Source organism: Nevskia soli DSM 19509, from assembly GCF_000711955.1.
In the GTDB taxonomy this organism is placed as follows: domain Bacteria; phylum Pseudomonadota; class Gammaproteobacteria; order Nevskiales; family Nevskiaceae; genus Nevskia; species Nevskia soli.
In genome coordinates, this window is the sequence record NZ_JONR01000001.1 from 349,517 (window position 1) to 371,279 (window position 21,763).

Annotated in this window: 22 protein-coding genes and 1 tRNA gene; 18 read left to right on the forward strand and 5 right to left on the reverse strand. The window is 66.2% G+C overall.

From position 1 onward, the window contains the following. Positions 1–61: 61 nt before the first annotated feature. The 10 genes from BP26_RS0101585 (at position 62) to BP26_RS0101625 (ending at position 7,853) form a co-directional block, all read left to right on the forward strand. On the forward strand, positions 62–286 hold the full coding sequence (locus BP26_RS0101585) for an addiction module protein (protein WP_029918828.1): 225 nt from the start codon (positions 62–64) through the stop codon (positions 284–286). After that, positions 286–585, forward strand: coding sequence for a type II toxin-antitoxin system RelE/ParE family toxin (locus BP26_RS28195; protein ID WP_084182688.1), 300 nt, complete (start codon positions 286–288; stop codon positions 583–585). Before BP26_RS0101585 ends, BP26_RS28195 begins: the two co-directional genes overlap by 1 nt. Before the next feature lie 15 nt (positions 586–600). Beyond that, positions 601–1,533: a tRNA (adenosine(37)-N6)-dimethylallyltransferase MiaA gene (gene miaA / locus BP26_RS0101590; RefSeq protein ID WP_029918829.1), complete on the forward strand. Its 933-nt coding sequence runs from the start codon at positions 601–603 to the stop codon at positions 1,531–1,533. Positions 1,534–1,625: 92 nt separating this feature from the next. After that, positions 1,626–1,877 (forward strand): RNA chaperone Hfq, encoded by a 252-nt coding sequence (hfq, locus tag BP26_RS0101595; protein WP_029918830.1) that lies wholly within the window; start codon positions 1,626–1,628, stop codon positions 1,875–1,877. Between the two features lie 18 nt (positions 1,878–1,895). After that, positions 1,896–3,242 (forward strand): ribosome rescue GTPase HflX, encoded by a 1,347-nt coding sequence (gene hflX / locus BP26_RS0101600; protein ID WP_084182689.1) that lies wholly within the window; start codon positions 1,896–1,898, stop codon positions 3,240–3,242. 89 nt (positions 3,243–3,331) lie between these two features. After that, entirely contained in the window at positions 3,332–4,453 is a 1,122-nt protein-coding gene (gene hflK / locus BP26_RS0101605; protein ID WP_029918832.1) for an FtsH protease activity modulator HflK, read from the forward strand. Further along, complete coding sequence (hflC, locus tag BP26_RS0101610; protein ID WP_029918833.1) at positions 4,453–5,319, forward strand: protease modulator HflC; 867 nt, start codon at positions 4,453–4,455, stop codon at positions 5,317–5,319. Before hflK ends, hflC begins: the two co-directional genes overlap by 1 nt. 16 nt (positions 5,320–5,335) lie before the next feature. Continuing rightward, the gene (locus BP26_RS0101615; protein WP_245611670.1) at positions 5,336–5,539 is read left to right on the forward strand and encodes a DUF2065 domain-containing protein; all 204 of its coding nucleotides are present in this window, start codon (positions 5,336–5,338) and stop codon (positions 5,537–5,539) included. 1 nt (position 5,540) lies between these two features. Then, a complete protein-coding gene (locus BP26_RS0101620; protein WP_029918835.1) occupies positions 5,541–6,521 on the forward strand; it encodes an ATP phosphoribosyltransferase regulatory subunit in 981 nt (326 codons plus the stop codon). A 39-nt stretch (positions 6,522–6,560) separates the two neighbouring features. Then, the gene (locus BP26_RS0101625; RefSeq protein ID WP_029918836.1) at positions 6,561–7,853 is read left to right on the forward strand and encodes an adenylosuccinate synthase; all 1,293 of its coding nucleotides are present in this window, start codon (positions 6,561–6,563) and stop codon (positions 7,851–7,853) included. Positions 7,854–8,120: 267 nt separating this feature from the next. Here the strand turns inward: BP26_RS0101625 and BP26_RS0101630 are convergent. Continuing rightward, positions 8,121–8,205: transfer RNA gene (locus BP26_RS0101630), tRNA-Leu, on the reverse strand. 39 nt (positions 8,206–8,244) lie between these two features. Here BP26_RS0101630 and rnr point away from each other — a divergent pair. The 8 genes from rnr (at position 8,245) to alr (ending at position 16,824) form a co-directional block, all read left to right on the forward strand. Further along, entirely contained in the window at positions 8,245–10,839 is a 2,595-nt protein-coding gene (gene rnr, locus BP26_RS0101635; RefSeq protein WP_245611671.1) for a ribonuclease R, read from the forward strand. Between the two features lie 27 nt (positions 10,840–10,866). Then, positions 10,867–11,595, forward strand: coding sequence for a 23S rRNA (guanosine(2251)-2'-O)-methyltransferase RlmB (gene rlmB / locus BP26_RS0101640; RefSeq protein ID WP_029918838.1), 729 nt, complete (start codon positions 10,867–10,869; stop codon positions 11,593–11,595). Positions 11,596–11,639: 44 nt separating this feature from the next. After that, entirely contained in the window at positions 11,640–12,533 is an 894-nt protein-coding gene (locus tag BP26_RS0101645) for an SEL1-like repeat protein (RefSeq protein ID WP_157572305.1), read from the forward strand. Between the two features lie 252 nt (positions 12,534–12,785). Then, positions 12,786–13,211, forward strand: coding sequence for a 30S ribosomal protein S6 (rpsF, locus tag BP26_RS0101650; protein ID WP_029918840.1), 426 nt, complete (start codon positions 12,786–12,788; stop codon positions 13,209–13,211). Positions 13,212–13,214: 3 nt separating this feature from the next. Continuing rightward, entirely contained in the window at positions 13,215–13,442 is a 228-nt protein-coding gene (rpsR, locus tag BP26_RS0101655; RefSeq protein ID WP_029918841.1) for a 30S ribosomal protein S18, read from the forward strand. A 15-nt stretch (positions 13,443–13,457) separates the two neighbouring features. After that, complete coding sequence (gene rplI / locus BP26_RS0101660; RefSeq protein WP_029918842.1) at positions 13,458–13,910, forward strand: 50S ribosomal protein L9; 453 nt, start codon at positions 13,458–13,460, stop codon at positions 13,908–13,910. 319 nt (positions 13,911–14,229) lie between these two features. After that, positions 14,230–15,627, forward strand: coding sequence for a replicative DNA helicase (gene dnaB / locus BP26_RS0101665; RefSeq protein WP_051748031.1), 1,398 nt, complete (start codon positions 14,230–14,232; stop codon positions 15,625–15,627). Between the two features lie 99 nt (positions 15,628–15,726). Further along, entirely contained in the window at positions 15,727–16,824 is a 1,098-nt protein-coding gene (alr, locus tag BP26_RS0101670; protein WP_029918844.1) for an alanine racemase, read from the forward strand. A gap of 114 nt (positions 16,825–16,938) precedes the next feature. Here alr and BP26_RS0101675 read toward each other — a convergent pair whose 3' ends face one another. From BP26_RS0101675 to BP26_RS0101690, 4 genes are all read right to left on the reverse strand, one after another. Beyond that, on the reverse strand, positions 16,939–17,403 hold the full coding sequence (locus tag BP26_RS0101675) for a DoxX family protein (protein ID WP_029918845.1): 465 nt from the start codon (positions 17,401–17,403) through the stop codon (positions 16,939–16,941). Between the two features lie 125 nt (positions 17,404–17,528). Then, positions 17,529–18,224, reverse strand: a complete 696-nt coding sequence (locus tag BP26_RS0101680) for an FHA domain-containing protein (RefSeq protein ID WP_029918846.1) — start codon at positions 18,222–18,224, stop codon at positions 17,529–17,531. Positions 18,225–18,254: 30 nt separating this feature from the next. Continuing rightward, positions 18,255–19,082: a Stp1/IreP family PP2C-type Ser/Thr phosphatase gene (locus BP26_RS0101685; RefSeq protein ID WP_211254794.1), complete on the reverse strand. Its 828-nt coding sequence runs from the start codon at positions 19,080–19,082 to the stop codon at positions 18,255–18,257. An 11-nt stretch (positions 19,083–19,093) separates the two neighbouring features. Beyond that, positions 19,094–21,751, reverse strand: coding sequence for a CHASE2 domain-containing serine/threonine-protein kinase (locus BP26_RS0101690; RefSeq protein ID WP_029918848.1), 2,658 nt, complete (start codon positions 21,749–21,751; stop codon positions 19,094–19,096). Between the last annotated feature and the right edge of the window lie 12 nt (positions 21,752–21,763).

Here is a 21,763-nt window from a genome sequence, read left to right on the forward strand (position 1 = left end):
GATGGCGTTGTGATTGCATTAATATTCTCCAGAGGCTGAAAGAGTTTTGAGAGGTTTCTCCATGTCCGCACTCGCGCCCGAATTTGCAAAACTGTCTGTCGCCGAGCGTATTCAGCTGGCCGAGGACCTGTGGGATAGCATCGCGCAGGATGCGCCGGAAGCCCTGTCTTTGGACCAGGCGAAACTGGCGGAAATCGAGCGTCGGCTGCGTGAGCACGATGCCGATCCATCCACCGCGGTTGCCTGGGAGCAATTACGCACGGAGCTGTTCAAAGGCAAGCCTTGATGAAGGTTGTATTCCGTCCAGAGGCTCGTCTCGAGGCTTTGGCGGCGCAGAATTGGTTCGAGAAGCGCTCTCCCGGCCTGGGATTCGATTTCGCCCGTGCTGTTGAAGCTTCGGTGGCGCAGGTTCAGCGAAATCCAGAGGGCTTTCGCCCAATCGAAATGGGGTGCCGACGTATCGCCCTTAGGCGCTTTCCGTACGCGTTGATTTATCGCCTAAGGGGCGATGAGTTATTGATCGTCTCCGTTTTCCATCATCGTCGACACCCGGACCATTGGCAGAGCCGCATTAGTGTTGTTTGAAATATTCCACCGCTCGTGACCCCGCCACCCCTCATCGCCATTGCCGGCCCCACCGCCGCCGGCAAGTCGGCGCTGGCTCTGCAATTGTTCGAGCGCCTGGAGGGCAGGGCGGAGATCGTCAGCGTCGATTCGGCGCAGATCTATCGCGGCATGGATATCGGCACCGCAAAACCGGATGTTGCGACACGGGCGCGGGTGCCGCACCATCTCCTCGACCTGATCGATCCGGCCGAGGTCTATTCCGCGGCGCGCTTCGCCGCCGATGCGCGAAGCCTGATCGGTGAAATCCACGCCCGCGGCAACCAGCCCATCCTGGTGGGCGGCACCATGCTCTATTTTCGCGCTTTGTTACATGGCTTGAGCGAACTGCCCTCGGCAGACGCGGGGTTCCGCGAGCGCACCGAAGCGGAAGCCGCGCAGCTCGGCTGGGGCGCATTGCACGCGCGCCTGGCCGAAGTCGATCCGGAAAGCGCGGCGCGCCTGCACCCGAACGACGCCCAGCGCATCCAGCGTGCGCTGGAAATCCATGCGCTGAGCGGCGAGTCGGCCAGCCGGCAGTTCCTGCGGCCGCGTGGCGAGGGCTGGACCGGCGTTGTCATACGGGTCGCGGTCTGCCCGCCGGATCGCCCGGCTTTGCACCAACGCATCCGGGAGCGTTTCCGCATCATGATGGAGCAGGGTTTTCTCGGTGAAGTCATGCGCCTGCGGGCGCGCGGCGACCTGCATCTGCAACTGCCGTCGATGCGCGCCGTGGGCTACCGCCAGCTGTGGCGTCACCTGGACGGCGAATACGGCCTGGAACAGGCGATCGAGATGGGCATGAGCGCTACCCGGCAATACGCCAAGCGCCAGCTGACCTGGCTCCGCGGCGAATCCGGATGGGTATGGATCGATCCCACGGAACCGAACGCCGCCGGCGCGGTCTTGAATCTAGTCAAATCAGCCTGAACTTGGCATACGGCCCCATGGACCAGACGCGTGCTACACTTTCTCTGTATAGACAGGCAACTGTCGTTGTTCAAAACGAAAAAGGATTAAAAATGTCTAAAGGACAGACTCTGCAGGAGCCGTTTCTCAACGCCCTGCGCAAAGAGCGCATACCGGTTTCGATCTACCTGGTGAATGGCATCAAGCTGCAAGGCCAGATCGAATCCTTTGACCAGTTCGTGGTCCTGCTGAAGAACACCGTCAGCCAGATGGTCTACAAGCACGCGATCTCCACCATCGTGCCGGCCCGTGCCGTGCGCATCGCTGAAACCGACGACGGCGAAGCCCAGCCCGCTGATGCCTGAGTTGCGAGAGTCAAGCCGCTGAGCACCAATCCGGATTCCAACACTGCACCGGCCGCCAACGCGGCCGGCAGGCAGAAAGCGGTATTGGTGCACCTGGAATTCCCGGGCACCGACTTCGAAGCCGATCGCGCCGAATTCCTCGAACTGGCCCGTTCCGCCGGCGCGGAAGTCGTGGCCGTGCTCGGCGGCAGCCGCGACCGTCCCGATGCCGGGCTGTATGTCGGCAGCGGCAAGGTCGACGAAGCGGCCGCCGCGGCCGCCGCGGCCGAAGCGGAACTGGTCATCTTCAACCATGACCTGTCGCCCAGCCAGGAGCGCAATCTCGAACGGCGCCTGAAATGCCGGGTGCTGGACCGCGCCGGCCTGATCCTCGACATCTTCGCCCGCCGTGCCCGTTCCCACGAGGGCAAGCTGCAGGTGGAACTGGCCCAGATGCAGCACCTGGCCACCCGCTTGGTCCGTGGCTGGACCCATCTGGAACGCCAGAAGGGCGGCATCGGCCTGCGCGGCCCGGGCGAATCCCAGCTCGAAACCGATCGCCGCCTGGTACGTGCCCGCATCGACACGCTGAAGCGGCGCCTGGAAGAAGTGCGCAGCCGCCGCGCGCAGAACCGGCACGGCCGCGAGCGCAGCGAAATTCCCACAGTGTCCCTGGTCGGCTACACCAATGCCGGCAAGTCGACCCTGTTCAACGCCCTCACCGGCGACGACACCTTCGCCTCCAACCTGCTGTTCGCGACGCTGGACACCACCGTGCGCAAGGTGGCGCTGCCCACCGGCGAGACCGCGGTGCTGGCGGATACGGTCGGCTTCATCCGCGACCTGCCGCATGATCTCATCGCCGCCTTCCGCGCCACCCTGGAAGAGTCGCGCGAGGCCGATCTGCTGCTGCACGTGGTCGACGCCGCGGACGCCGAGCGGGTCGCCCGCATGGAACAGGTCGATGCGGTGCTGCGCGAGATCGGCGCCGACGAGGTGCCGCGCCTGCTGGTCTACAACAAGATCGATCTGCGCAAGGAAGGCACCGAGCCGGAATTGGCGCGCATCGAGCGCGACGAGGAAGGCCGCCCGGTTCGCGTCTTCGTCTCCTCCCGCACCGGCGAGGGACTGGACCTGTTGCGCACCGCCATCGCCGCCAGCCTCTACCCCGACCTGATCGAGGAAGAAATCCTGCTCCCGCCCAGCGCCGCGCGCCTGCGTGCGCAGCTGTTTTCCCTCCATGCGGTGCGCTCGGAAAAGGTCGATGACGATGGCGGCTTGCGCCTGACCGTGCGTCTGCCGTACTCGCGCCTGGAGCGTCTGTGCCGGGAAGCCGGGGTCAAATTGCCACCCCGCGCGGTTGCCGCAGTCGCCGCCGCTTCCTAAAATCCCGCTTTCAAACACGATTTTCCTGGGATTATTTCCCGTAAGCTTTGCGTCCACGAAAGACGCTATTCCCCTTGAGCGGAGCAGAAATGGCCTGGAATGAGCCGGGTAACAACAACCGCGACCCCTGGAACCAGGGGTCGGGGGGCAAGCGCGGTGAGCTGCCGCCCGACCTCAGCCAGCTGCTCAAGCGCTTCAAGGAGCGCTGGGGCGGCGGCAAGGGGCTGGGCGGTGTGCCGGTTCTGCTGTTCGCGGCCCTCCTGGGCCTGATCTGGCTGCTGTTCGGGTTCTACAAGGTGGAAGAGCAGGAGCGTGCCCTGGTGATCCGCTTCGGCGCCTACGCCCGCACCGAGAATCCCGGCCTGCACTGGCACCTGCCGCCGCCGTTCGAGCACGTCAAGATGGTCAACGTCGGCGTGCCGCGCCAGGCCCCGGTGCAGAGCGAGCTGTTCACCAAGGACCAGAACCTGGTCGATATCGGGCTGACCGTGCAGTTCCGCGTGTCCTCGGTGGAGGAGAATGCCTTCAACGTCGACAGTCCCGACGACACCCTGCGTTATGCCGCCAAGAACGCCTTGCAGCAGGTGGTCGCCGGCTACACCATCGACGAGGTGGTGGGAAAAAGCGACCTGCGCAACAGCCAGGCCGAGATCGTGGCCAAGACCCGGCAGCTGCTGCAGCAGACCCTGGATGGCTACCATTGCGGCCTGCAGATCACCGAACTCACCCTGAGCAAGGTGTCGCCGCCGGATGCCCTGGTGCCGGCCTTCGCCGACACCATCAAGGCCGCCGACGACCAGAAGCGCGCCCGCAACGACGCCCAGGCCTACGCCAGCAGCCGCGTGCCGGTAGCCCGGGGCGAGGCCGCGCGCAGCGTCACCGAGGCGCAGGCCTATCGCGATCAGGTCATCGCCCGCGCCGAGGGTGACGTGGCGCGCTTCAACGCCGTCCTGCAGGAATACCGCAAGTCGCCCCAGGTGACGCGCAAGCGCCTGTATCTCGACACCATGACCGAGATCTATTCGAAGTCCGGGACCGTGCTGATGGATGTGGACAAGGGCAACCCCGGCATCACCGTGCCGCTGCAGCAGATGCTCAACGCCGCGCCGGAAACTCCGGCGCCGGCCGTCGCTCCCCCGAGCGCCGCGGCGCCGCCGGCCTCCGGCAACGACGACAGCGGTGCCCGCTCGCGCAACCGGGAGGGTCGCTGATGAACCGGAAACAGAGCCTGATGCTGGGCGTCGCCCTGCTGCTGGTGCTGCTGGCTAACAGCATCTTCGTGGTCGACCAGCGCGCCGTCGCGGTGGTGCTCGAGTTCGAAAAGTTCAAGAGCGCGGTGCCGGCCCCGGGCCTGCACTTCAAGGTGCCGTTCGCGCAGACCGTGGAGAAGTTCGACCGGCGCCTGCTCACCGGCACCGAGACCGAAAGCATCCCCACCGGCGACCAGAAGACACTGAACGTGGAGTACTACGTGAAGTGGCGCATCGCCGACGTTGCCACCTACTATCGGGCCACAGCCGGCAAGGACCTGGTGGTCGGCGACCGCCTGATGAAGGTGGTCAAGACCAGCCTGCGCGACGTGCTGGGCAGCCGCAGCCTCGAACAGATCATCTCCGGCAACCACGACCAGATGGATGAAGTGCTGCTCCGCGAAGCCCAGGACAAGGCCCGCGACCTGGGCATCGAGGTCGCCGACGTGCGCATCGAAAACCTGAGCCTGCCGAAGGAACTGGCCGACGCCTACTTCGACGGCATCCGCGCCGACCGCAAGCGCCAGGCCGACGACCTGCGCGCGCGCGGCAACGAGGAGGCCGAGTCGATCCGCGCCGCTGCCGACAGCGAGGCGCAGACCACCCTGGCCGAGGCCTACCGCAAGGCAGAAGCGCTGCGCGGCGAGGGCGACGGCAAGGCCGCCGAGATCTACGCCAAGTCCTATGGCCAGGATCCGGAATTCTTCGCTTTCTACGGTTCGCTCAACGCCTACCGCGAGTCCTTCACGGGCAAGCGCAATGTGCTGGTGCTCGAGCCCAAGGGCGAGTTCTTCAAATATTTCAAGGACGCGGGGAGCGGCAAGTGATGCCGGCTGACGCAACATGATGATCCAATGGCTCGACGTGGTGCGCGCCCTGTCGCTGGTGATGGTGATCGAGGGCATCCTGCCGTTCCTGTCGCCGGTTCGCGCCCGCGCCATGTTCACGCGCATGGCCACGGTCGACGACCGCGGCCTGCGCACCGTCGGCTTCCTCAGTATGCTCAGCGGCCTGCTGGCGCTGCAGCTGATCCACTGGCTGGCCTGAGATGAGCACCCCATGGATGCTTCCCGAAGGCGTGGAGGAATCGCTGCCGCCGGTGTCCTGGCGCATCGAAGCACTGCGCCGCGCCCTGCTCGACCGCTACCGCGAGCAAGGCTATGAACTGATCCTGCCGCCGCTGCTGGAGCACCTCGACACCCTGCTGACCGGCGCCGGTTCCGACCTGGAAAGGCAGACCTTCAAGCTCACCGACCCCGCCGGCGGGCGCTTGCTCGGCCTGCGTGCCGACATGACGCCCCAGGCCGCGCGCATCGCCACCCGCCATTTCGCCGACCAGGCGGTGGTGCGCCTGTGCTACCTCGGCACGGTGTTGCGCACCCGCCCCGACAGCCTCGGCGGCTCTCGCGCGCCGCGCCAGGTGGGTTGCGAGATCTTCGGCGAGGCCAGCATCTCCGCCGACCTGGAAACCCTGCACCTGATGCTGGAAACCCTGCGCCTGGCGGGCATCAAGACCGGGCACCTGGATCTGGGCCACGTCGGCATCTACCGCGCCCTGGCGGCCAAGCTGGGTCTCGACGCCGCGGCCGAAACCGCGGTGTTCGACATCCTGCAGCGCAAATCGCAGCCGGACCTGCGTGACTTCGCCGCCGCCCGGCGCCTGGCCCCTTCCTCGCTGGCCGGGCTGGCGGCCCTGATGGAGCTGAACGGCGATGTCACCGTTCTACAACGTGCGCGCCACACACTGGATCTGGGCGATGCCACGGTGGCGGAAGCCCTGGCGGCGGTGGAACAGGCGGCGGCCGAGCTGAAGCGGGTGGCGCCGGACGTGCCGCTGCACATCGACCTGGCCGAGCTGCGTGGCTACCGCTACCAGACCGGCCTGGTGTTCGCCGCCTTCGTGCCCGGACACGGACGCGAGGTGGCGCGCGGCGGGCGCTATGACGGCGTCGGCAGCGAGTTCGGCCAGTCGCGGCCCGCCACCGGATTCTCGGCGGATTTGAACGAATTATTGCGGTTGGGGCAGTGAGCTCGAACAGCCTCGCCAAACTAGTGAACAGGAAAAACAATGGGTAAGTCAGTCGTAATCATCGGCGCGCAATGGGGTGACGAGGGCAAGGGCAAGGTCGTCGACCTGCTCACCGACCGTTGCCAGGCAGTCGCTCGTTTCCAGGGCGGACACAATGCCGGCCACACCCTGGTCATCGACGGCGTCAAGACCGCGCTGAACCTGATCCCCTCCGGCATCATGCGGGCCGGCGTCGACTGCCTCATCGGCAACGGCGTGGTGGTCTACGTGCCGCGCCTGCTGGAAGAAATCCGGGGCCTGGAATCGCGCGGCATCCCGGTGCGTGACCGCCTCAAGGTATCCGAAGCCTGCCCGCTGATCCTCGAACACCACATCCGCCTCGACCAGGCCCGTGAACGGGCCCGCGGCGACGCCAAGCTCGGCACCACCGGCCGCGGCATCGGCCCGGCCTACGAGGACAAGATCGCCCGTCGCGCCATCCGCATCGGTGACCTGTTCCACCGCGAGCGGCTGGCCTCCAAGCTGGGCGAAGTGCTGGACTACCACAACTTCGTGCTGCAGCATTACTTCAAGGAGGCTCCGGTCGATTTCCAGAAAACCCTGGACACCTGCCTGGCCTTCGCCGATGAAGTGAAGCCGATGGTCGCCGACGTCACCGAGCTGCTGCGCCGCCACATCGTCGCCGGCCACAACATCCTGTTCGAAGGCGCCCAGGGCGCCATGCTCGACGTCGACCACGGCACCTATCCCTACGTCACCTCCAGCAACACCACCGCCGGCGGCGCCGCCACCGGCACCGGTGTCGGCCCGCGCGAATTCAACTACGTGCTGGGCATCGTCAAGGCCTACGCCACCCGCGTCGGCAGCGGCCCGTTCCCGACCGAGCTGGACAACGACCTCGGCCAGTCGATCCGCGACAAGGGCGACGAATACGGCACCGTCACCCGGCGCCCGCGCCGCTGCGGCTGGTTCGACGCCGTCGCCGCGCGCCGCTCGATCTTCAACAACAGCGTCACCGGCCTGTGCGTGACCAAGCTCGACGTGCTGGACGGCATGGACGCGGTGCGCATCTGCACCGGCTACAAGGTCGATGGCGTGGAAGTGGACACCCCGCCGATCGGCGCCGAAGGCCTGGCCTGCGTCGAGCCGGTGTACGAAAGCCTGCCGGGCTGGAGCGAATCCACCTTCGGCGTGCGTTCATTCGACAAGCTGCCGAAGAACGCACAGGCGTACCTCAAACGCATGGAGGAGGTCACCGGCGCCGAAGTCGCCATCATCTCCACCGGCCCCGACCGTGAGCACACCATGGTGCTCAGGAACCCCTTCGACTGAACCGTCGAACCAGAACAACAAGGATTATTTTGACCATAAGCGTAAAGAACAGTCCCTCTCCCCGGCCGCAGGCGGGGGAGCAGTGGACCCAGCAGAGTTTGAATCTCGGCGGGCTGTGCCGGCACTCCAACCCCTCTCCGGCCCTCTTTGAAGCAGGGCGGGCGGTGGATTCGTCGCAAACGGATGCGGCGGAGTTGCGGCTCAACGGGCCCGCTGCAAAAGCAGCAGGCAAAAAAATAGCCCGGCAGGGCCGGGCTACTTTTTTATTGGTGCCGAGAAGAGGACTCGAACCTCCACGGTGTTACCCGCCAGTACCTGAAACTGGTGCGTCTACCAATTCCGCCATCTCGGCATGGGGTGCGCAGACTAAAGGCGCAGCCAGGGTTTGTCAATGAAAATGAAAAGAAACAAGAAAAACAGGCGTCAAGAGCATAACGACAAGACGGAGCCGCAGTTTCCGTCCCAGAAATCCGGCCCCAGGGGCCAGCACCCGCCCGGCGTCAAGGCCCGCGGGGTTGAAGGCGACTGGCGCGCCAGCGATCCGGACCATGCGTCCGAGTCCGCCCGCTATGCCAACCCGCTGCCCAGCCGCAACCTGATCCTCAGCACCCTGGAAGAGAGCGCCGAGCCGCTGACCCTGGACGAGCTGATCGCCCATTTCGGGCTGAAGAAGCTGAACGAGCAGGAAGCCTTCATCAAGCGCCTGGTGGCCATGACGCGCGAGGGCCAGCTGTTTCCGGTCGACCGCCGCGGCGCTTACCGCGCCACCGGCCAGGAGGCGGTGAAGACGCCGCCGCCGAACACGGTCGAGGGCAAGGTCAGCGTGCACCGCGACGGCTACGGCTTCCTCGCTTCCGAATCCGGCGGCCCGGACGTGTTCCTGCCGCCCAAGCAGATGCGCGGCCTGATGCACGGCGACCGCGCCCGCGTGCGCGTCACCGAGACCGATGCCCGCGGCCGCCGCGAAGGCACCCTGATGGAAGTGATCGAGCGCGGCACCACCACCGTGGTCGGCCGCCTCCATGTCAACCAGAGCGCGGGATCGCCGGTATTCACCGTGATCCCGAGCAATCCGCGCCACCCCGAACTCATCGTTCCCGCCGCCGACCGCGGCGGCGCCACGGAAGGCCAGATGGTGGTGGCCGAGCTGGTGACCCCGCCGGGAGACCGCTCCCTGCCGGTCGGCAGGGTGATCGAAGTGCTTGGCGAGCACATGGCGCCGGGCATGGAAATCCAGGCCGCGATCCGCGCCCACAAGCTGCCGTTCGAATGGCCCGAGGCGGTGGAACGCGAAGCCGCGGCCTACAAGCCGACGGTGCAGCCGGAGCAGATGGAAGGCCGCGTCGACATCCGCAAGCTTGGCCTGATGACCATCGACGGCGCCGACGCCCGCGACTTCGACGACGCGGTCTACGCCGAAACCGTGCACGGCCTCAAGGGCGGCGGCTGGAAGCTGTGGGTCGCCATCGCCGACGTCTCCGCCTACGTGCGGCCGGGCACTGCGCTGGACGCCGAGGCGCAGAATCGCGGCACCTCGGTGTACTTCCCCGAGAACGTCATCCCGATGCTGCCCGAGGCCCTCTCCAACGGCCTGTGCTCGATCAACCCGCAGGTCGACCGCCTGTGCATGGTGTGCGAGATGCGCGTCAGCAAGAGCGGCGAGATCGGCAAGTCCAAGTTCTACGAAGCGGTGATGCGCTCGCATGCGCGGCTGATCTACGACGACGTCGCCGAAATCCTCGAAAACCCCAAGGGCCCGCAGGCGCAGGAGCGGCCCGAGCTGGTCAAGCCGCTGCAGACCCTCAAGGGCGTGTTCGACGCGCTGTTCGCCGCGCGCGAGAAGCGCGGCGCCATCGACTTCGAAGGCACCGAGACCAAGATCGTGTTCGGCAGCGAGCGCAAGATCGAGAAGATCGTGCCGGTCAAGCGCAACGTCGCCCACCGCCTGATCGAGGAGTGCATGATCGCGGCCAACGTCGAGTCGGCCAAGCTGGTGGAGAAGCACGAGATGCCGGCGCTGTACCGCGTCCATGCCGAGCCCGACGGCGACAAGGTGGCGCTGCTGCGTGAATTCCTCGCCGGCCGCGGCCTGAGCCTGTCCGGCGGGTCCACGCCGCAGGGTGCCGACTACGCCAAGACCCTGAGCCAGCTCAAGGGCCGCGAGGATGCCGGCCTGGTGCAGAGCGTGATGCTGCGCTCCCTGATGCAGGCCCGCTACAGCCCGCAGAACACCGGCCATTTCGGCCTGGCGCTGACCCACTACGCCCACTTCACCTCGCCGATCCGCCGTTATCCGGATCTGCTGCTGCACCGGGCGATCAAGCACGTGCTGCTGAAGGGCAAGCCCAAGACCTTCGAATACACCCTGCAGCAGATGGAAACGCTGGGCACGCACTGCTCGATGGCCGAGCGCCGCGCCGACGACGCCACCCGCGACGTCTCCACCTGGCTCAAGTGCGAGTTCATGCGCCACCACGTCGGCGCGGAATTCGCCGGCGTCATCACCAGCGTCGCCTCCTTCGGCCTGTTCATCGAGCTGGAAGGCCTGTACATCGAAGGCATGGTGCACGTCTCCAACCTGCAGGACGACTTCTTCGAGTTCGACGCGCGCCACCAGCGCCTGGTCGGCAGCCGCAGCAAGAAGGTCTACGCCCTGGGCGAGCGCCTGCGCGTGCGCGTGGTCCGCGTCAGCCTCGACGAGCGCAAGATCGACCTGGAAATCTCCAACGCCGGCGGCGGCGCGGGCCGCGGCAACACGGCGGGAGACGCACAGGGCCGTGGCCAGGGTCGCGGCGCACCGGGCAGGGGCGGTCAGAACCGTGGTGGCGGCGACAGAGGCGGCGGCGACCGGGGCGGCAAATCCGGCAAGTCCGATCGCGCGCCGCAGGGGCAGGGCAAGCCCGGCCAGCGTGGCAAGGGCCAGTCCGGCGGGCCGTCCAGGGGCAAGTCCGGCGGCGAGGGCGGCAGCAAGCCGAAAAAGCATTGAGGACGGGCTTGCCGCTAAAATCCGCCCATGGCTGAAACTTATATCGGTGGGTTCCACGCGGTGATCGCCGCGCTGGAAGATGGTGAGCGCAAACCGCGTGAGATCCTGCTGTCGGATACGCGCAAGGACCAGCGCGCGCAGCGCATGCTGGAGATCGCGGCCAAGGCCAAGGTCACCGTGCGCAACGTCGGGCGCGACACGCTGGATCTGTATGCCCCGGGGCTGAAGCACCAGGGGGTGCTGGCGGCGATCGAGGCGGCGGGCGTGGTGGGCGAGGACGTGCTGGACGTGCCGGCCACCGCCGACCGCATGATCCTGGCGCTGGACGGCGTGCAGGATCCGCACAACCTCGGCGCCTGCCTGCGCAGCGCCGAAGCGGTGGGTGTTTCCGCCATCATCATTCCCAAGGATCGTGCCGTGGGCCTCACCCCGGCCGTGCGCATGGCCGCCGCCGGCTCCGCCGAGCGCGTGCCGGTGGTCGCCGTCACCAACCTCACCCGCACCCTGGAAAAGCTCAAGGGGCTCGGCTACTGGATCACCGGGCTGGCGGGGGAGGCGGAAGAGTCGATCTACGACATCGACTTCACCGGTCCCCTGGTGCTGGTGATGGGCGGCGAGGCGGAAGGCCTGCGCCGGCTCACCGCCGAAACCTGCGACCGCCTGGCGCGCATCCCGATGGTCGGGCGCATCGAGAGCCTCAACGTTTCGGTGGCGGCGGCGGTGTGCCTGTACGAAGCGTTCCGTCAGCGCAGCTGATGCGGAGACGCCGGCTCCTCCCGCTGGCGGCCCTGGGGGCCGCCTTGCTCGGAGCCTGGTACTGGTTCGGCGGCACCGATAGCGGCGCGGGCCCCCATCCACAGGCGGCCACGGTCGTCCAGACGAGCCCGGCGGCGGCAAATCCGGCGCCGAAGCCCGCGCAAATCACCGTGAAAGAGGTGGTGTCGGCTTCCGGCGTCACCATCCGCCTGCAGCGCCGGCCTCGTCTCAGCGTCCCGGCGCCGCCTTACGGGCCGGCCTATGCCGAACTGGAACCGGCGGCCAAGGCCGGCGACCGGCCGGCGCAATACCGCCTCGGCCTGTTGCTCTACGAATGCCGCGATGTACCCGCGGACAAGGCCGGCCTGGAACAGACCATCGAACACACCTACGAAACGCGCCGCCGCGGCGGTTGGGACGTCGACGATCCCGCCAACGAGGAACGGACCTTGCGGCGCCGCTACCAGGAATGCGACGGGGTGCCGGCCGAGGAGCGCGGCCAGTATCGCGACTGGATGAAGCAGGCCGCGGACGCCGGCCTGATGGAAGCCCAGCTCGACCTGCCGCTGCATCTGCCGCAGGGGGAGTATTGCCAGTACATCTCCGAATGCAGCCCTGAGCAGCGGGCCAAGCAGGAGGGGCTGGACCAGGAGGCGGTCGACTACCTCGGGCGGGCAAGGGACGAGGGCAGCGCGACCGCCCTGTGGACCTTCGGCTCCTGGTACGCGGAGGGCGATGTGCTGCCGCAGAACAACGTCGAGGCCTACGCCAGCTTCAGTGCCCTGGACCAGGTGTTCGAGGCCGCCGGCGAGCAGAAGCGCTTCGACGCCATGCTGGCCGACCTGCGCAGCCGCATGCGCCCCGCCGACCTGGCCCAGGCCGATGCGCGGACGCGGGAACTGCTGTCCAATCCGCAATGCTGCGCCCTCGGCCCCTGAGCCGTGGCAGGGTTGCTTGCAGCGGCCAAAATTCCAGCCAAAGCAGGTATTTGCGTCGCGCCGCCGCTTCGCGTAAAATCCGCCCCCTTTCGGGTCGCTTTGACCCGTGAAGCCGTTTTTCCGGCCTTGGCCGGAAAAACTTGAGTCATTACTCGGCCCATGCCGGGGAAAACTTGTCCCACCGGTTACGTCACGGGGGACTGACCGGAGCCCGGTTTTCCGACCAGGCTCCATCATCCACAAGGAGACTACATGCGTCACTACGAGATTGTGGTCATGGTGCACCCGGACCAGAGCGAACAGGTCCCGGCCATGATCGAGCGTTACAAGGCTATGGTTGAATCCGACGGCGGCAAGGTCCACCGTATGGAAGACTGGGGCCGCCGCCAGCTGGCCTACCCGGTTGCCAAGCTGCACAAGGCGCACTACGTGCTGCTCAACGTCGAATGCTCCGACGCCGTGCTGAAGGAACTGGAAAGCGCCTTCCGCTTCAACGACGCGGTGATCCGCAAGCTGGTCATCCGCAAGGAAGCCGGCGAGACCGAGCAGTCGCCGCTGTTCAAGGTGCCGGAAGAAGACAAGAAGCCGGAGTACAAGTCCCGCTCGTCCGATTCCGCCGATGGCGATGCCGGCGAGTCCGCCGACGCCGAGCCCGCAGCCGCCACCGAGGAGGTCTAAGCCATGGCCCGTTTTTTCCGCAAGAAGAAGTCCTGCAAGTTCACCGCTGAGGGCGTGGTCGAGATCGACTACAAGGACCTCGCCACCCTCAAGCAGTACGTCGCCGAGAACGGCAAGATCGTGCCGAGCCGCATCACCGGCACGCGTACCCGCTATCAGCGCCAGCTGGCCGTCGCCATCAAGCGCGCCCGCTACCTGTCGCTGCTGCCGTACACCGACCGTCACGAGTAAGCCAGGAGAACCACGATGGAACTGATTCTGCTCCAGAAGGTGAAGAACCTCGGCGACCTCGGCGATACCGTCAAGGTCAAGTCCGGCTACGGCCGCAACTTCCTGTTGCCGCAGGGCAAGGCGTTGTCCGCCACCGAAGGCAACCGCAAGGTGTTCGAAGAGCGCAAGGCCGAGCTGGTGAAGAAGGCCAACGACTCGCTCAACGGCGCCAAGCTGCGCGCCGAGAAGCTGGCCGGCGTGGTCATCAAGGTCCGCGCCCTGGCCGCCGAGGAAGGCAAGCTGTACGGCTCGGTCGGCCCGAACGAGATCTCCCGTGCCGCCGACGCCCAGAAGCTCGATCTGAAGAAGAGCGAGATCGACATGCCCGATGGAGCCATTCGCACCATCGGCACCTACACGATCGTCGCCCGTCTCCACACCGAGGTCGAAGTCGCCCTCACCGTGGTGGTCGAGGAAGAGAAGGGCTAGGTCCTTACGCAGCGGCCTTACAGAAAATGGCCCGCTTCGGCGGGCTTTTTTTTGTCCGCATGGATCGCCGGGCGGCGGTTTCTCCGCGCGTCCGGCATAAGCGCAAGTGCTTATTTGTACGAATGTTTATCCGTTTTCCAGAGAGAGTCCGCTGGATCTGGCCATGTCGTCCCGACTGCCGGGCACTTGCCGTTCGGGGCGAACTTATACACAGTGTGTTCCAGGACTTTTCCACCGCTGCCGCACAGGCTTATAGGGCGTCGATTCCACCGTCCGTTCCAGCGCACCCGCAACGACAAAGGTATCTAATCGCAGCTTCATGGCTACCCCACTACAACCTGTAACGCTCGGCGGCGGACAGGGCAAGCTCGCGCCCAGCCCCAAGCAGCCGCCGCATTCGATGGAAGCGGAACAGTCGGTGCTGGGCGGCCTGCTGCTCAACAACCGTGCCTGGTACGACCTGGTCGATCAGGTCTCGGAAGAAGATTTCTACACCCAGGATCATCGGGTGATCTTCCGCGCCATCGGCGAGCTGATGGGGCAGGGCAAGCCCTGCGATTTCGTCACCCTGTCCGAACACCTGCGGCAGCAGAACAAGCTGGACGATGCCGGCGGCGTGTCCTACCTCGGCACCCTGGCCGCCGACACGCCCAGCGCCGCCAACGTCAAGGCCTACGCCGAGATCGTCCGCGAGCGCTCGGTGCTGCGCGCCCTCATCGCCACCGGCCAGGATGTGGCCGAACTCGGCTACCAGCCGGCCGGCCGCCACTCCGGCACCCTGATCGACGTCGCCGAGCAGCAGATCTTCGCCATCCGCGCGCGCGGCAGCAAGGCGGCGAGCCAGGTCAAGGGCATGCCGGTCCTGATGGACGCCATCGAGGACCGCCTCGAACGCCTGCGCGCCAATCCGGACGCCTTCGCCGGCACGCCGACCGGGTTCATCGAACTCGACAAGATGACCCAGGGCATGCACGAAGCCGACCTGATCATCGTCGGCGGCCGTCCCGGCATGGGCAAGACCAGTTTCGCCATGAACATCGCCGAGCACGTCGCCATCGAGCGCAAGCTGCCGACGGTGGTGTTCAGCATGGAAATGTCCGCCGAGCAGCTGGCCCTGCGCGTGCTGTCCTCGTTCGGACGCATCGACCAGCAGGCGCTGCGCAGCGGCCACCTCGAGGATCACGACTGGAGCCGCCTGGTCTCGGCCAGCGGCCTGCTGCGCGAAGCGCCCCTGTTCATCGATGAAACCGGCTCGCTGTCGCCGCAGGAACTCGCCGGCCGCGCCCGCCGCCTCGCGGCCAAGCACCCGCTGGCCCTGATCGTGGTCGATTACATCCAGCTGATGCAGGTGCCGAACAATCGCGAGAACCGAACCAACGAGATCTCCGAGATTTCACGCTCGCTGAAGGCGCTGGCGAAGGAACTGAAGGTGCCGATCATCGCCCTGTCGCAGCTGTCGCGCACGCTCGAAAGCCGTACCGACAAGCGCCCGATCATGTCGGACCTGCGCGAATCGGGCTCCATCGAACAGGACGCAGATGTGGTGCTGTTCGTCTATCGCGACGATTACCACAACAAGGAATCGCTGGCCCCAGGCACCGCCGAGATCATCATCGCCAAGCAGCGTAGCGGCCCCACCGGCAAGGTCAAGACCGCCTTCCTCGGCAAGTACACGCGCTTCGACAACCTGGCGCCGGAATACGCCTACAACAACTGAAGCAGTTTCCGGTAATAACCCGATTCCCGGTTTTCAGGGAACAAATAACCCGGCTGCATCTCTGGAAACCGGGAGCAGGAAGCCGGAAACTACGCCGCAATGACTTCCCCTTTCACCCCCCGCGTCACCGCCACCATCGATCTCGCTGCCATCCGCCACAACCTGGCGCGGGTGCGCGAGTACGCGCCGGGCTCCAAAGTCATGGCGGCGATCAAGGCCGACGCCTACGGCCATGGCGCTGTGTCCGTTGGCCGCGCCCTGCAGCAGGCCGGCGTCGATGCCTTTGCCGTCGCCTGCCTGGAAGAGGCCCTGGTCCTGCGCGAAGCGGCGCTGACCGCGCCGATCACCCTGCTCGAGGGCGTGCTGTCGCTGGAAGAAGCGGAAGAAGCGGCCCGGCTGCAGTTGCAGGTGGTGGTGCACGATTTCTGGCAACTGGAGTTGCTGCGGCGCCTGCCGCAGGAGCGGCCGCTGACCCTATGGTTCAAGCTCGACAGCGGCATGCACCGGCTCGGCTTTCCGCTGGCGGCAGCGGCGGAACTGCTGGCGGCACTACAGGCACGCCCGGCCTGGACCCTGGCGGGCTGGATCACTCACCTGGCCTGTGCCGACGAGGCCGACAACCCGATGACACAGCGGCAGGTGCAGGCTTTCGAACAGGCCTTGCAGGGCATTCCGGGGCCGCGCTCGATCGCCAATTCCGCCGGCCTCATCGTCTGGCCGCAGGCGCGCGTCGACTGGGTGCGGCCGGGCCTGATGCTGTACGGCGCCAGCCCCCTGCCGGGCGGCAGCACCGGGGCCGAGCTGGGACTGCGCCCGGCGATGTGCGTAGAGAGCCGCCTGATCGCGGTGCATGAGCTGGAGGCTGGTGAAACAGTGGGCTATGGCGCCACCTTCCGCTGCCCGGAACGGATGCGGGTCGGCGTGGTGGCGGTGGGGTATGCCGACGGCGTGCACCGCATCCTGCCCACCGGAGCCCCCGTGCTGATCCACGGCAAGCGCGCGCCCATCGTGGGGCGCGTTTCCATGGACATGATCAGCGTCGACCTGCGCGGCCTGCCCCAGGCCCGGGCGGGCGATACGGTGGTGCTGTGGGGCCCGGGGCTGCCGGCGGAGGAAGTCGCCGGCTGGGCCGGCACCCTGGCTTACGAACTGTTCTGCGGCCTGACCAACCGGGTCCATTTCATCCACCGGAATTGAATGGGCGGCGAGAGCTCCGCCCCGTCTCCAGGATTCCCGTAGGGCGGGTCTGCGACCCGCCTGTCGCGGCAAGCGGCGGGTCACGGACCCGCCCTACACCAGATGCTGTAGTTTCTATTTCGCCTGGCTGGACGGATCAATCCAGCGCGCCAGCAGGTGGTCCAGCGACAGCTTCCCGGCACCGGCGATGGCCAGCCAGGTGAACAGCGCGAAATACTCGCTCTCGTCGAAGCCCAGCAGGGTTTCCAGCGAGTCGACGTCATCCCACTTGGCCGACTTGATCGCCACGATCATGGTCACCGCCAGGGCGCCGGCGGAGATGCGCGTGAACAGGCCCAGCAGCAGGAAGATGCCGCCGAAGAATTCCACCCCGGAGACGAAGGGGGTGAGGATATGGGGAAAGGGAATACCCCAGCTGGTGAAGTTCTCGATCATCTGCGGCAGGTTGTTGAGCTTGCCCCAACCGCTCCACAGGAACACCCAGCCCGTCACGATGCGCGCCAGCAGCGGCCCCAGCGGCAGCAGGTATTGGGCGATGCGTTCGGGCCAGCCGAGCAGCAGCTTGTAGAGGGCGCGCATGACGAATTCCTTGACTTGAAGTGCACGCAGCTTAAGATCCCCGGCTGGAGGGAACTATGCCGCTTCGTCCGCGCTTTATGTCACGCCGTCCACTGCCCCGATGGGCAGTTACGGCCGGGCGTGTACTAGGCGCCGAGTAGGAACGTCATCTTGGTGCCGACCAGGTCGATGGTGTCGCCGTTGTTCAGCTTGCGCGCCTGGGCGTCGATTTCCTGGCCGTTGACCAGGGGGTGCTGGCCGCCGCTGCTGCCGCCGACGTGGACGATGTAATAGCCGTCGGCGCGGCGGGTGATTGCCGCCACCTGCACGCCGGGGCGGCCGATGGTGGTCAGCGCCTTGGTCAGTTCCAGTTCCTTGCCGGCGTTGGGGCCGGAGGCGACGCGCAGCTTGCCCACCAGCGGCTTGCCGCCGGCCGGAGGTTCGTGACCTGGCGCGGACGCCGCCGCCTTGTTGACCTGGGACTCGAACGCCGCGCCCATCTGGCCGGGACGCAGGATCATGGTCCGCTCGAAGTCGTCATCCTCACCGGCGACGACTTCCGACTGGTATTTCAGGGTGTTGCGGCCAATGCTGATGGTGTCGCCGTTGGACAGCGGGTGCTTGGCGATCTGCTTGCCGTTGACTTGGGTGCCGTTGGTGCTGTTCAGGTCTTCCAGGAAGGAGTCGCGCAGGATGGTGATGACCACGGCATGGCGGCCGGACACCGCCTTGTCGTTGAGGCTGATGTCGTTGTCGGGATGGCGCCCGATGCTGACGCGCTCCTTGCTCAGCGGGAAATCCCGCGTCGCGCCCTCGGCGTCGGTAATGATCAGCTTGGCCATGTCAGACAGTCCCCATTCCCATTTGTATGCTCAAAACCATTCGATCAGGCGCTCGTACCACGGCCGCTTGTGCGGAAATGCGGCGTCCACCCGTGCCAGCACCACTGAAACGTTGTCCCTGCCGCCGCGCTCATTTGCTTTGCGGACAAGCATTTCCGCCGCGGTGTTGAGATTATCAGCAAACTGCACGAGGGTTAAGCGGATCCCCTCGTCGTCGATCATGTCGGTGAGGCCGTCCGAGCACAGCAGCACCACGTCGCCCGGCTCCACCCCTTCCTCGATCAGGTCCACCTCCACGGTGGGTTCGACGCCCAGGGCGCGGGTCACGATGTTGCGGCGCACCAGCTGCATCGCGTCCTCCCGGGAGTAGTGGCCGCGGGCCACCAGTTCCTCCACCAGCGAGTGGTCCCGCGTGATCTGTTCCAGCTTGCCGCCGCGCAACCGGTACAGGCGCGAGTCGCCGGCATAGGCGATGGACAGGCGGTCGTCGTAGAGCAGGCAGACCACCGCGGTGGTGCCCATGCCGGCGCACTGCGGCTGGCTCTGCGCCACCTGGTAGATGGTGGTGTGGGCGTTTTCCAGGGCCTGCCGCAGCAGCAGGGATTCCACGCTGTAGCCGCTCTCGCCGTCGACCTGACCGTGCTTCAGTTTCGGCCATTCGCGCCGCACCACGTCGAGCACGGTGGCGGTGGCGATGCCGCTGGCGATCTCGCCAGCGTTGTAGCCGCCCATGCCGTCGGCGAGAATCAGCAGGCCGATATCGCCGTCCTCGGCGATGGCGTCCTCGTTGTTGTCCCGCACCTGGCCGACATCGGTCAGCAGAGCGGTCGCCACCTTGCCCTTGAGCGCCATCGGCATACAGCCGCGGGTTAGCGGAGCAGCCCGCGCAGATCGCGCGCGAAATCACGGCCGGCCGCGTAGCGGGCCTCGAGCTGCTTCTGCAGGGCGTGGCTGATGATCTCCTCGAGTTCCGGCGGCAGGTCCGGCCGCAGCGTCAGCACCGGTGCCTGCGGCTCGTTGGCGATCTTGAACATCAGCGTCGCCATCGAGTCGGCCTGGAACGGCAGCGCTCCGGTGAGCAGCTGGTACAGCGTCACGCCCAGCGAGAACAGGTCGGAGCGGCCGTCGACCTTCTTGCCGGACAACTGTTCCGGCGACATGTAGCTGGGCGTGCCCAGCACCATGCCGGTCTTGGTCTTGCTGCTGTCGGTGATGCGGGCGATGCCGAAGTCGGTGACCTTGATCACCCGTGTGTCGGTCAGCAGCATCATGTTGGCCGGCTTGATGTCGCGGTGGACCACGCCGTTGCCGTGCGCATAGTCCAGCGCGTCGGCGGCGTCGGCGATGATCTTGAGCACCTCCGGCACTTCCAGCAGGGCATTGGGCTTGGTGTGGCGCACCAGGTCGTAACCCTTGATGAATTCCATCGCGATGTAGGCGAGATCGTGCTCCTCGCCGGCATCGTAGATGGAGACGATATTGGGATGCGACAGGCGCCCCGCGGTTTCCGCCTCGCGGAAGAAGCGCTCCTTCACTTCCTTCAGTTCGTCCGGCTCGAATTCCTGCGACAGGGCCATGGTCTTGATCGCCACCATGCGGCCGATCTTCGGATCCTTGCCCAGGTAGACCACGCCCATGGCGCCTTTGCCCAGCTCGCGCTCCACCTGGTAGCGGCCAAGCATGGGCTTTTCCACCGTGTTGTCGCCGCCCATGATCAGGGTGCCGCCGGCGGTAGTGGCGCCGCCGCGGCTGCCGCCGCCGAGAATGATGGTGCTTTCCATCTTCTTGGCCCGCGACAGCTTTTCCTGCACGTCCTTGAACTTGGGATTGTGCTTGGCGATGTATTCGTAGACCGCGCCGGACTTGTTGAACTGGCGCTTGCGCTCGAAATCCAGCGCCAGGTTGTACATCAGGTCGAGCAGGCGGTCGTCGACGTTGTCGACGCGCTTGAACTTCTCGAACGCCATGTCGAGCTGGCCCTGGCCCTGGAAGGCCAGGCCGAGCATCTTGTTGCTCTCGGCGCTTTCGGCGTCGGAGCTCTTCTTCAGCTTCTCGGTGATGCGGAACTTCTTCACCGTCATGAACAGGTGCCCGAACACCAGCAGCAGCGCCGGGGTGGTCAGCTTGAGCCACAGGGCGTCGCCGGTGAGCAGAACGAATTCGGCCACGAACAGTGCCACCACCAGGCCGGACGTAACCAGTGCCGCACCGACTGCCGGCAGCTTCGGCACCGCGAAAGCCAGGTAGGCGGCCAGCAGCAGGTACAGGGCCAGCTCGGCCCAGCCGGCCCAGGACGGGCGCGCGTAGTAGTCCTGCTGCAGCAGGCTCGATACGGTGTGCGCCAGGGTCAACACCGGCGCCATCGCCGCGGATACCGGAGTGGGGAAGCTGGTGCCGACCCCGCGCGCGGTTGCGCCGATCAGCACGATCTTGTCCTTGTACTTCTCCACCGGAATCTTGCCGGCGTAGACATCGTAGAACGAGTCCACCGGGAACGGCGCCTGGTCGTCGCGGCTGTTGTAGAAATGCGTGTACATGCGCAACTGGGCATCGGTGCCGATGTTGAGGCCGCCCAGCCCCACGCCTTCACCCAGGCGTACCTCGATGTCGGCAGGCTTCAGGTTCAATGCCTGCGCCGCCAGCAACAGCGACAACGAGGGATAAAGCTCGTCGTAGTACTGCAGCACGAGCGGCTCCTGGCGGATGCCGCCGTCCAGGTCGAGGGTCGAGTTGAGCGCACCGACGCCGGCGGCCACGGTACCCAGTTCGGGCACCGGTATCTGCACGCTGATGGTCGGGATCGGGACTGCGCCGTGGCTCTTGGCGTCGACGCGGTCGACGATGTGGCTGAGGGCGAAGCGACGGATGTAATCGGGCAGGGGCTTGTCCGGACGCCCCTGCGGGCGGCCCAGTTCGAAGCTCATCGGCAGCAGCACGTCACCGGCGGCGGTGAAGGACTGCGCCAGCGAGTTGTCCGCGGCCAGGCGTTTGCGCGCCGCATCCAGCTTGGCGCTGAACGCTTCGATGCTCTTGCTGTAGTCGGTGGCCAGCGAGGACTGACGGTAGGCCTTGGCGATGCCGGCGACGGCGCGGTCGTGCTGCGCGGTGTCCTGCAGCATGACGTTGAAGCTGTCGATCTCGGCCGGGATCTGCTGCGTCAGCGGCGAAGCCTGCAGCGACTTGGCCAGGTCGTCGATCACCACAGCGCCGGCGTCCTGCTCCGACTCGGAATAGAACACGGTGCTGCCGATGACCTTGGCGCCGCCGGCGCGCAGCTTGTCCACCAGTTGGGCGTGCAGGGTACGCGGCCAGGGCCAGCGGCCCAGGTTCTGGATGCTCTGATCGTCGATGGCGATGACCGCCACGCGATCCGACGGTGTGCGGTTGCGGTGGCTCACCCCGAAATCGTAGGCCGAACGTTCCACGCTCTGGAATGCGTTGCCGAAGGCCAGATAAGCGACCACGGCAAACACCAACGCGAAGGCCAGCGCGGCGAACCAGTCGGAGCGAAAGAATCCTTGCTTCATTCAAATCCCCAT

What these genes read in the sequence shown, in the direction of transcription:
- BP26_RS0101585 (WP_029918828.1), top strand. Translation starts at nt 62, where the DNA reads ATGTCCGCACTCGCGCCCGAATTTGCAAAACTGTCTGTCGCCGAGCGT.
- BP26_RS28195 (WP_084182688.1), top strand. Translation starts at nt 286, where the DNA reads ATGAAGGTTGTATTCCGTCCAGAGGCTCGTCTCGAGGCTTTGGCGGCG.
- hfq (WP_029918830.1), top strand. Translation starts at nt 1,626, where the DNA reads ATGTCTAAAGGACAGACTCTGCAGGAGCCGTTTCTCAACGCCCTGCGC.
- hflK (WP_029918832.1), top strand. Translation starts at nt 3,332, where the DNA reads ATGGCCTGGAATGAGCCGGGTAACAACAACCGCGACCCCTGGAACCAG.
- hflC (WP_029918833.1), top strand. Translation starts at nt 4,453, where the DNA reads ATGAACCGGAAACAGAGCCTGATGCTGGGCGTCGCCCTGCTGCTGGTG.
- BP26_RS0101615 (WP_245611670.1), top strand. Translation starts at nt 5,336, where the DNA reads ATGATGATCCAATGGCTCGACGTGGTGCGCGCCCTGTCGCTGGTGATG.
- BP26_RS0101620 (WP_029918835.1), top strand. Translation starts at nt 5,541, where the DNA reads ATGAGCACCCCATGGATGCTTCCCGAAGGCGTGGAGGAATCGCTGCCG.
- BP26_RS0101625 (WP_029918836.1), top strand. Translation starts at nt 6,561, where the DNA reads ATGGGTAAGTCAGTCGTAATCATCGGCGCGCAATGGGGTGACGAGGGC.
- rnr (WP_245611671.1), top strand. Translation starts at nt 8,245, where the DNA reads ATGAAAATGAAAAGAAACAAGAAAAACAGGCGTCAAGAGCATAACGAC.
- rlmB (WP_029918838.1), top strand. Translation starts at nt 10,867, where the DNA reads ATGGCTGAAACTTATATCGGTGGGTTCCACGCGGTGATCGCCGCGCTG.
- rpsF (WP_029918840.1), top strand. Translation starts at nt 12,786, where the DNA reads ATGCGTCACTACGAGATTGTGGTCATGGTGCACCCGGACCAGAGCGAA.
- rpsR (WP_029918841.1), top strand. Translation starts at nt 13,215, where the DNA reads ATGGCCCGTTTTTTCCGCAAGAAGAAGTCCTGCAAGTTCACCGCTGAG.
- rplI (WP_029918842.1), top strand. Translation starts at nt 13,458, where the DNA reads ATGGAACTGATTCTGCTCCAGAAGGTGAAGAACCTCGGCGACCTCGGC.
- dnaB (WP_051748031.1), top strand. Translation starts at nt 14,230, where the DNA reads ATGGCTACCCCACTACAACCTGTAACGCTCGGCGGCGGACAGGGCAAG.
- alr (WP_029918844.1), top strand. Translation starts at nt 15,727, where the DNA reads ATGACTTCCCCTTTCACCCCCCGCGTCACCGCCACCATCGATCTCGCT.
- BP26_RS0101675 (WP_029918845.1), bottom strand. Translation starts at nt 17,403, where the DNA reads ATGCGCGCCCTCTACAAGCTGCTGCTCGGCTGGCCCGAACGCATCGCC.
- BP26_RS0101680 (WP_029918846.1), bottom strand. Translation starts at nt 18,224, where the DNA reads ATGGCCAAGCTGATCATTACCGACGCCGAGGGCGCGACGCGGGATTTC.
- BP26_RS0101685 (WP_211254794.1), bottom strand. Translation starts at nt 19,082, where the DNA reads ATGCCGATGGCGCTCAAGGGCAAGGTGGCGACCGCTCTGCTGACCGAT.
- BP26_RS0101690 (WP_029918848.1), bottom strand. Translation starts at nt 21,751, where the DNA reads ATGAAGCAAGGATTCTTTCGCTCCGACTGGTTCGCCGCGCTGGCCTTC.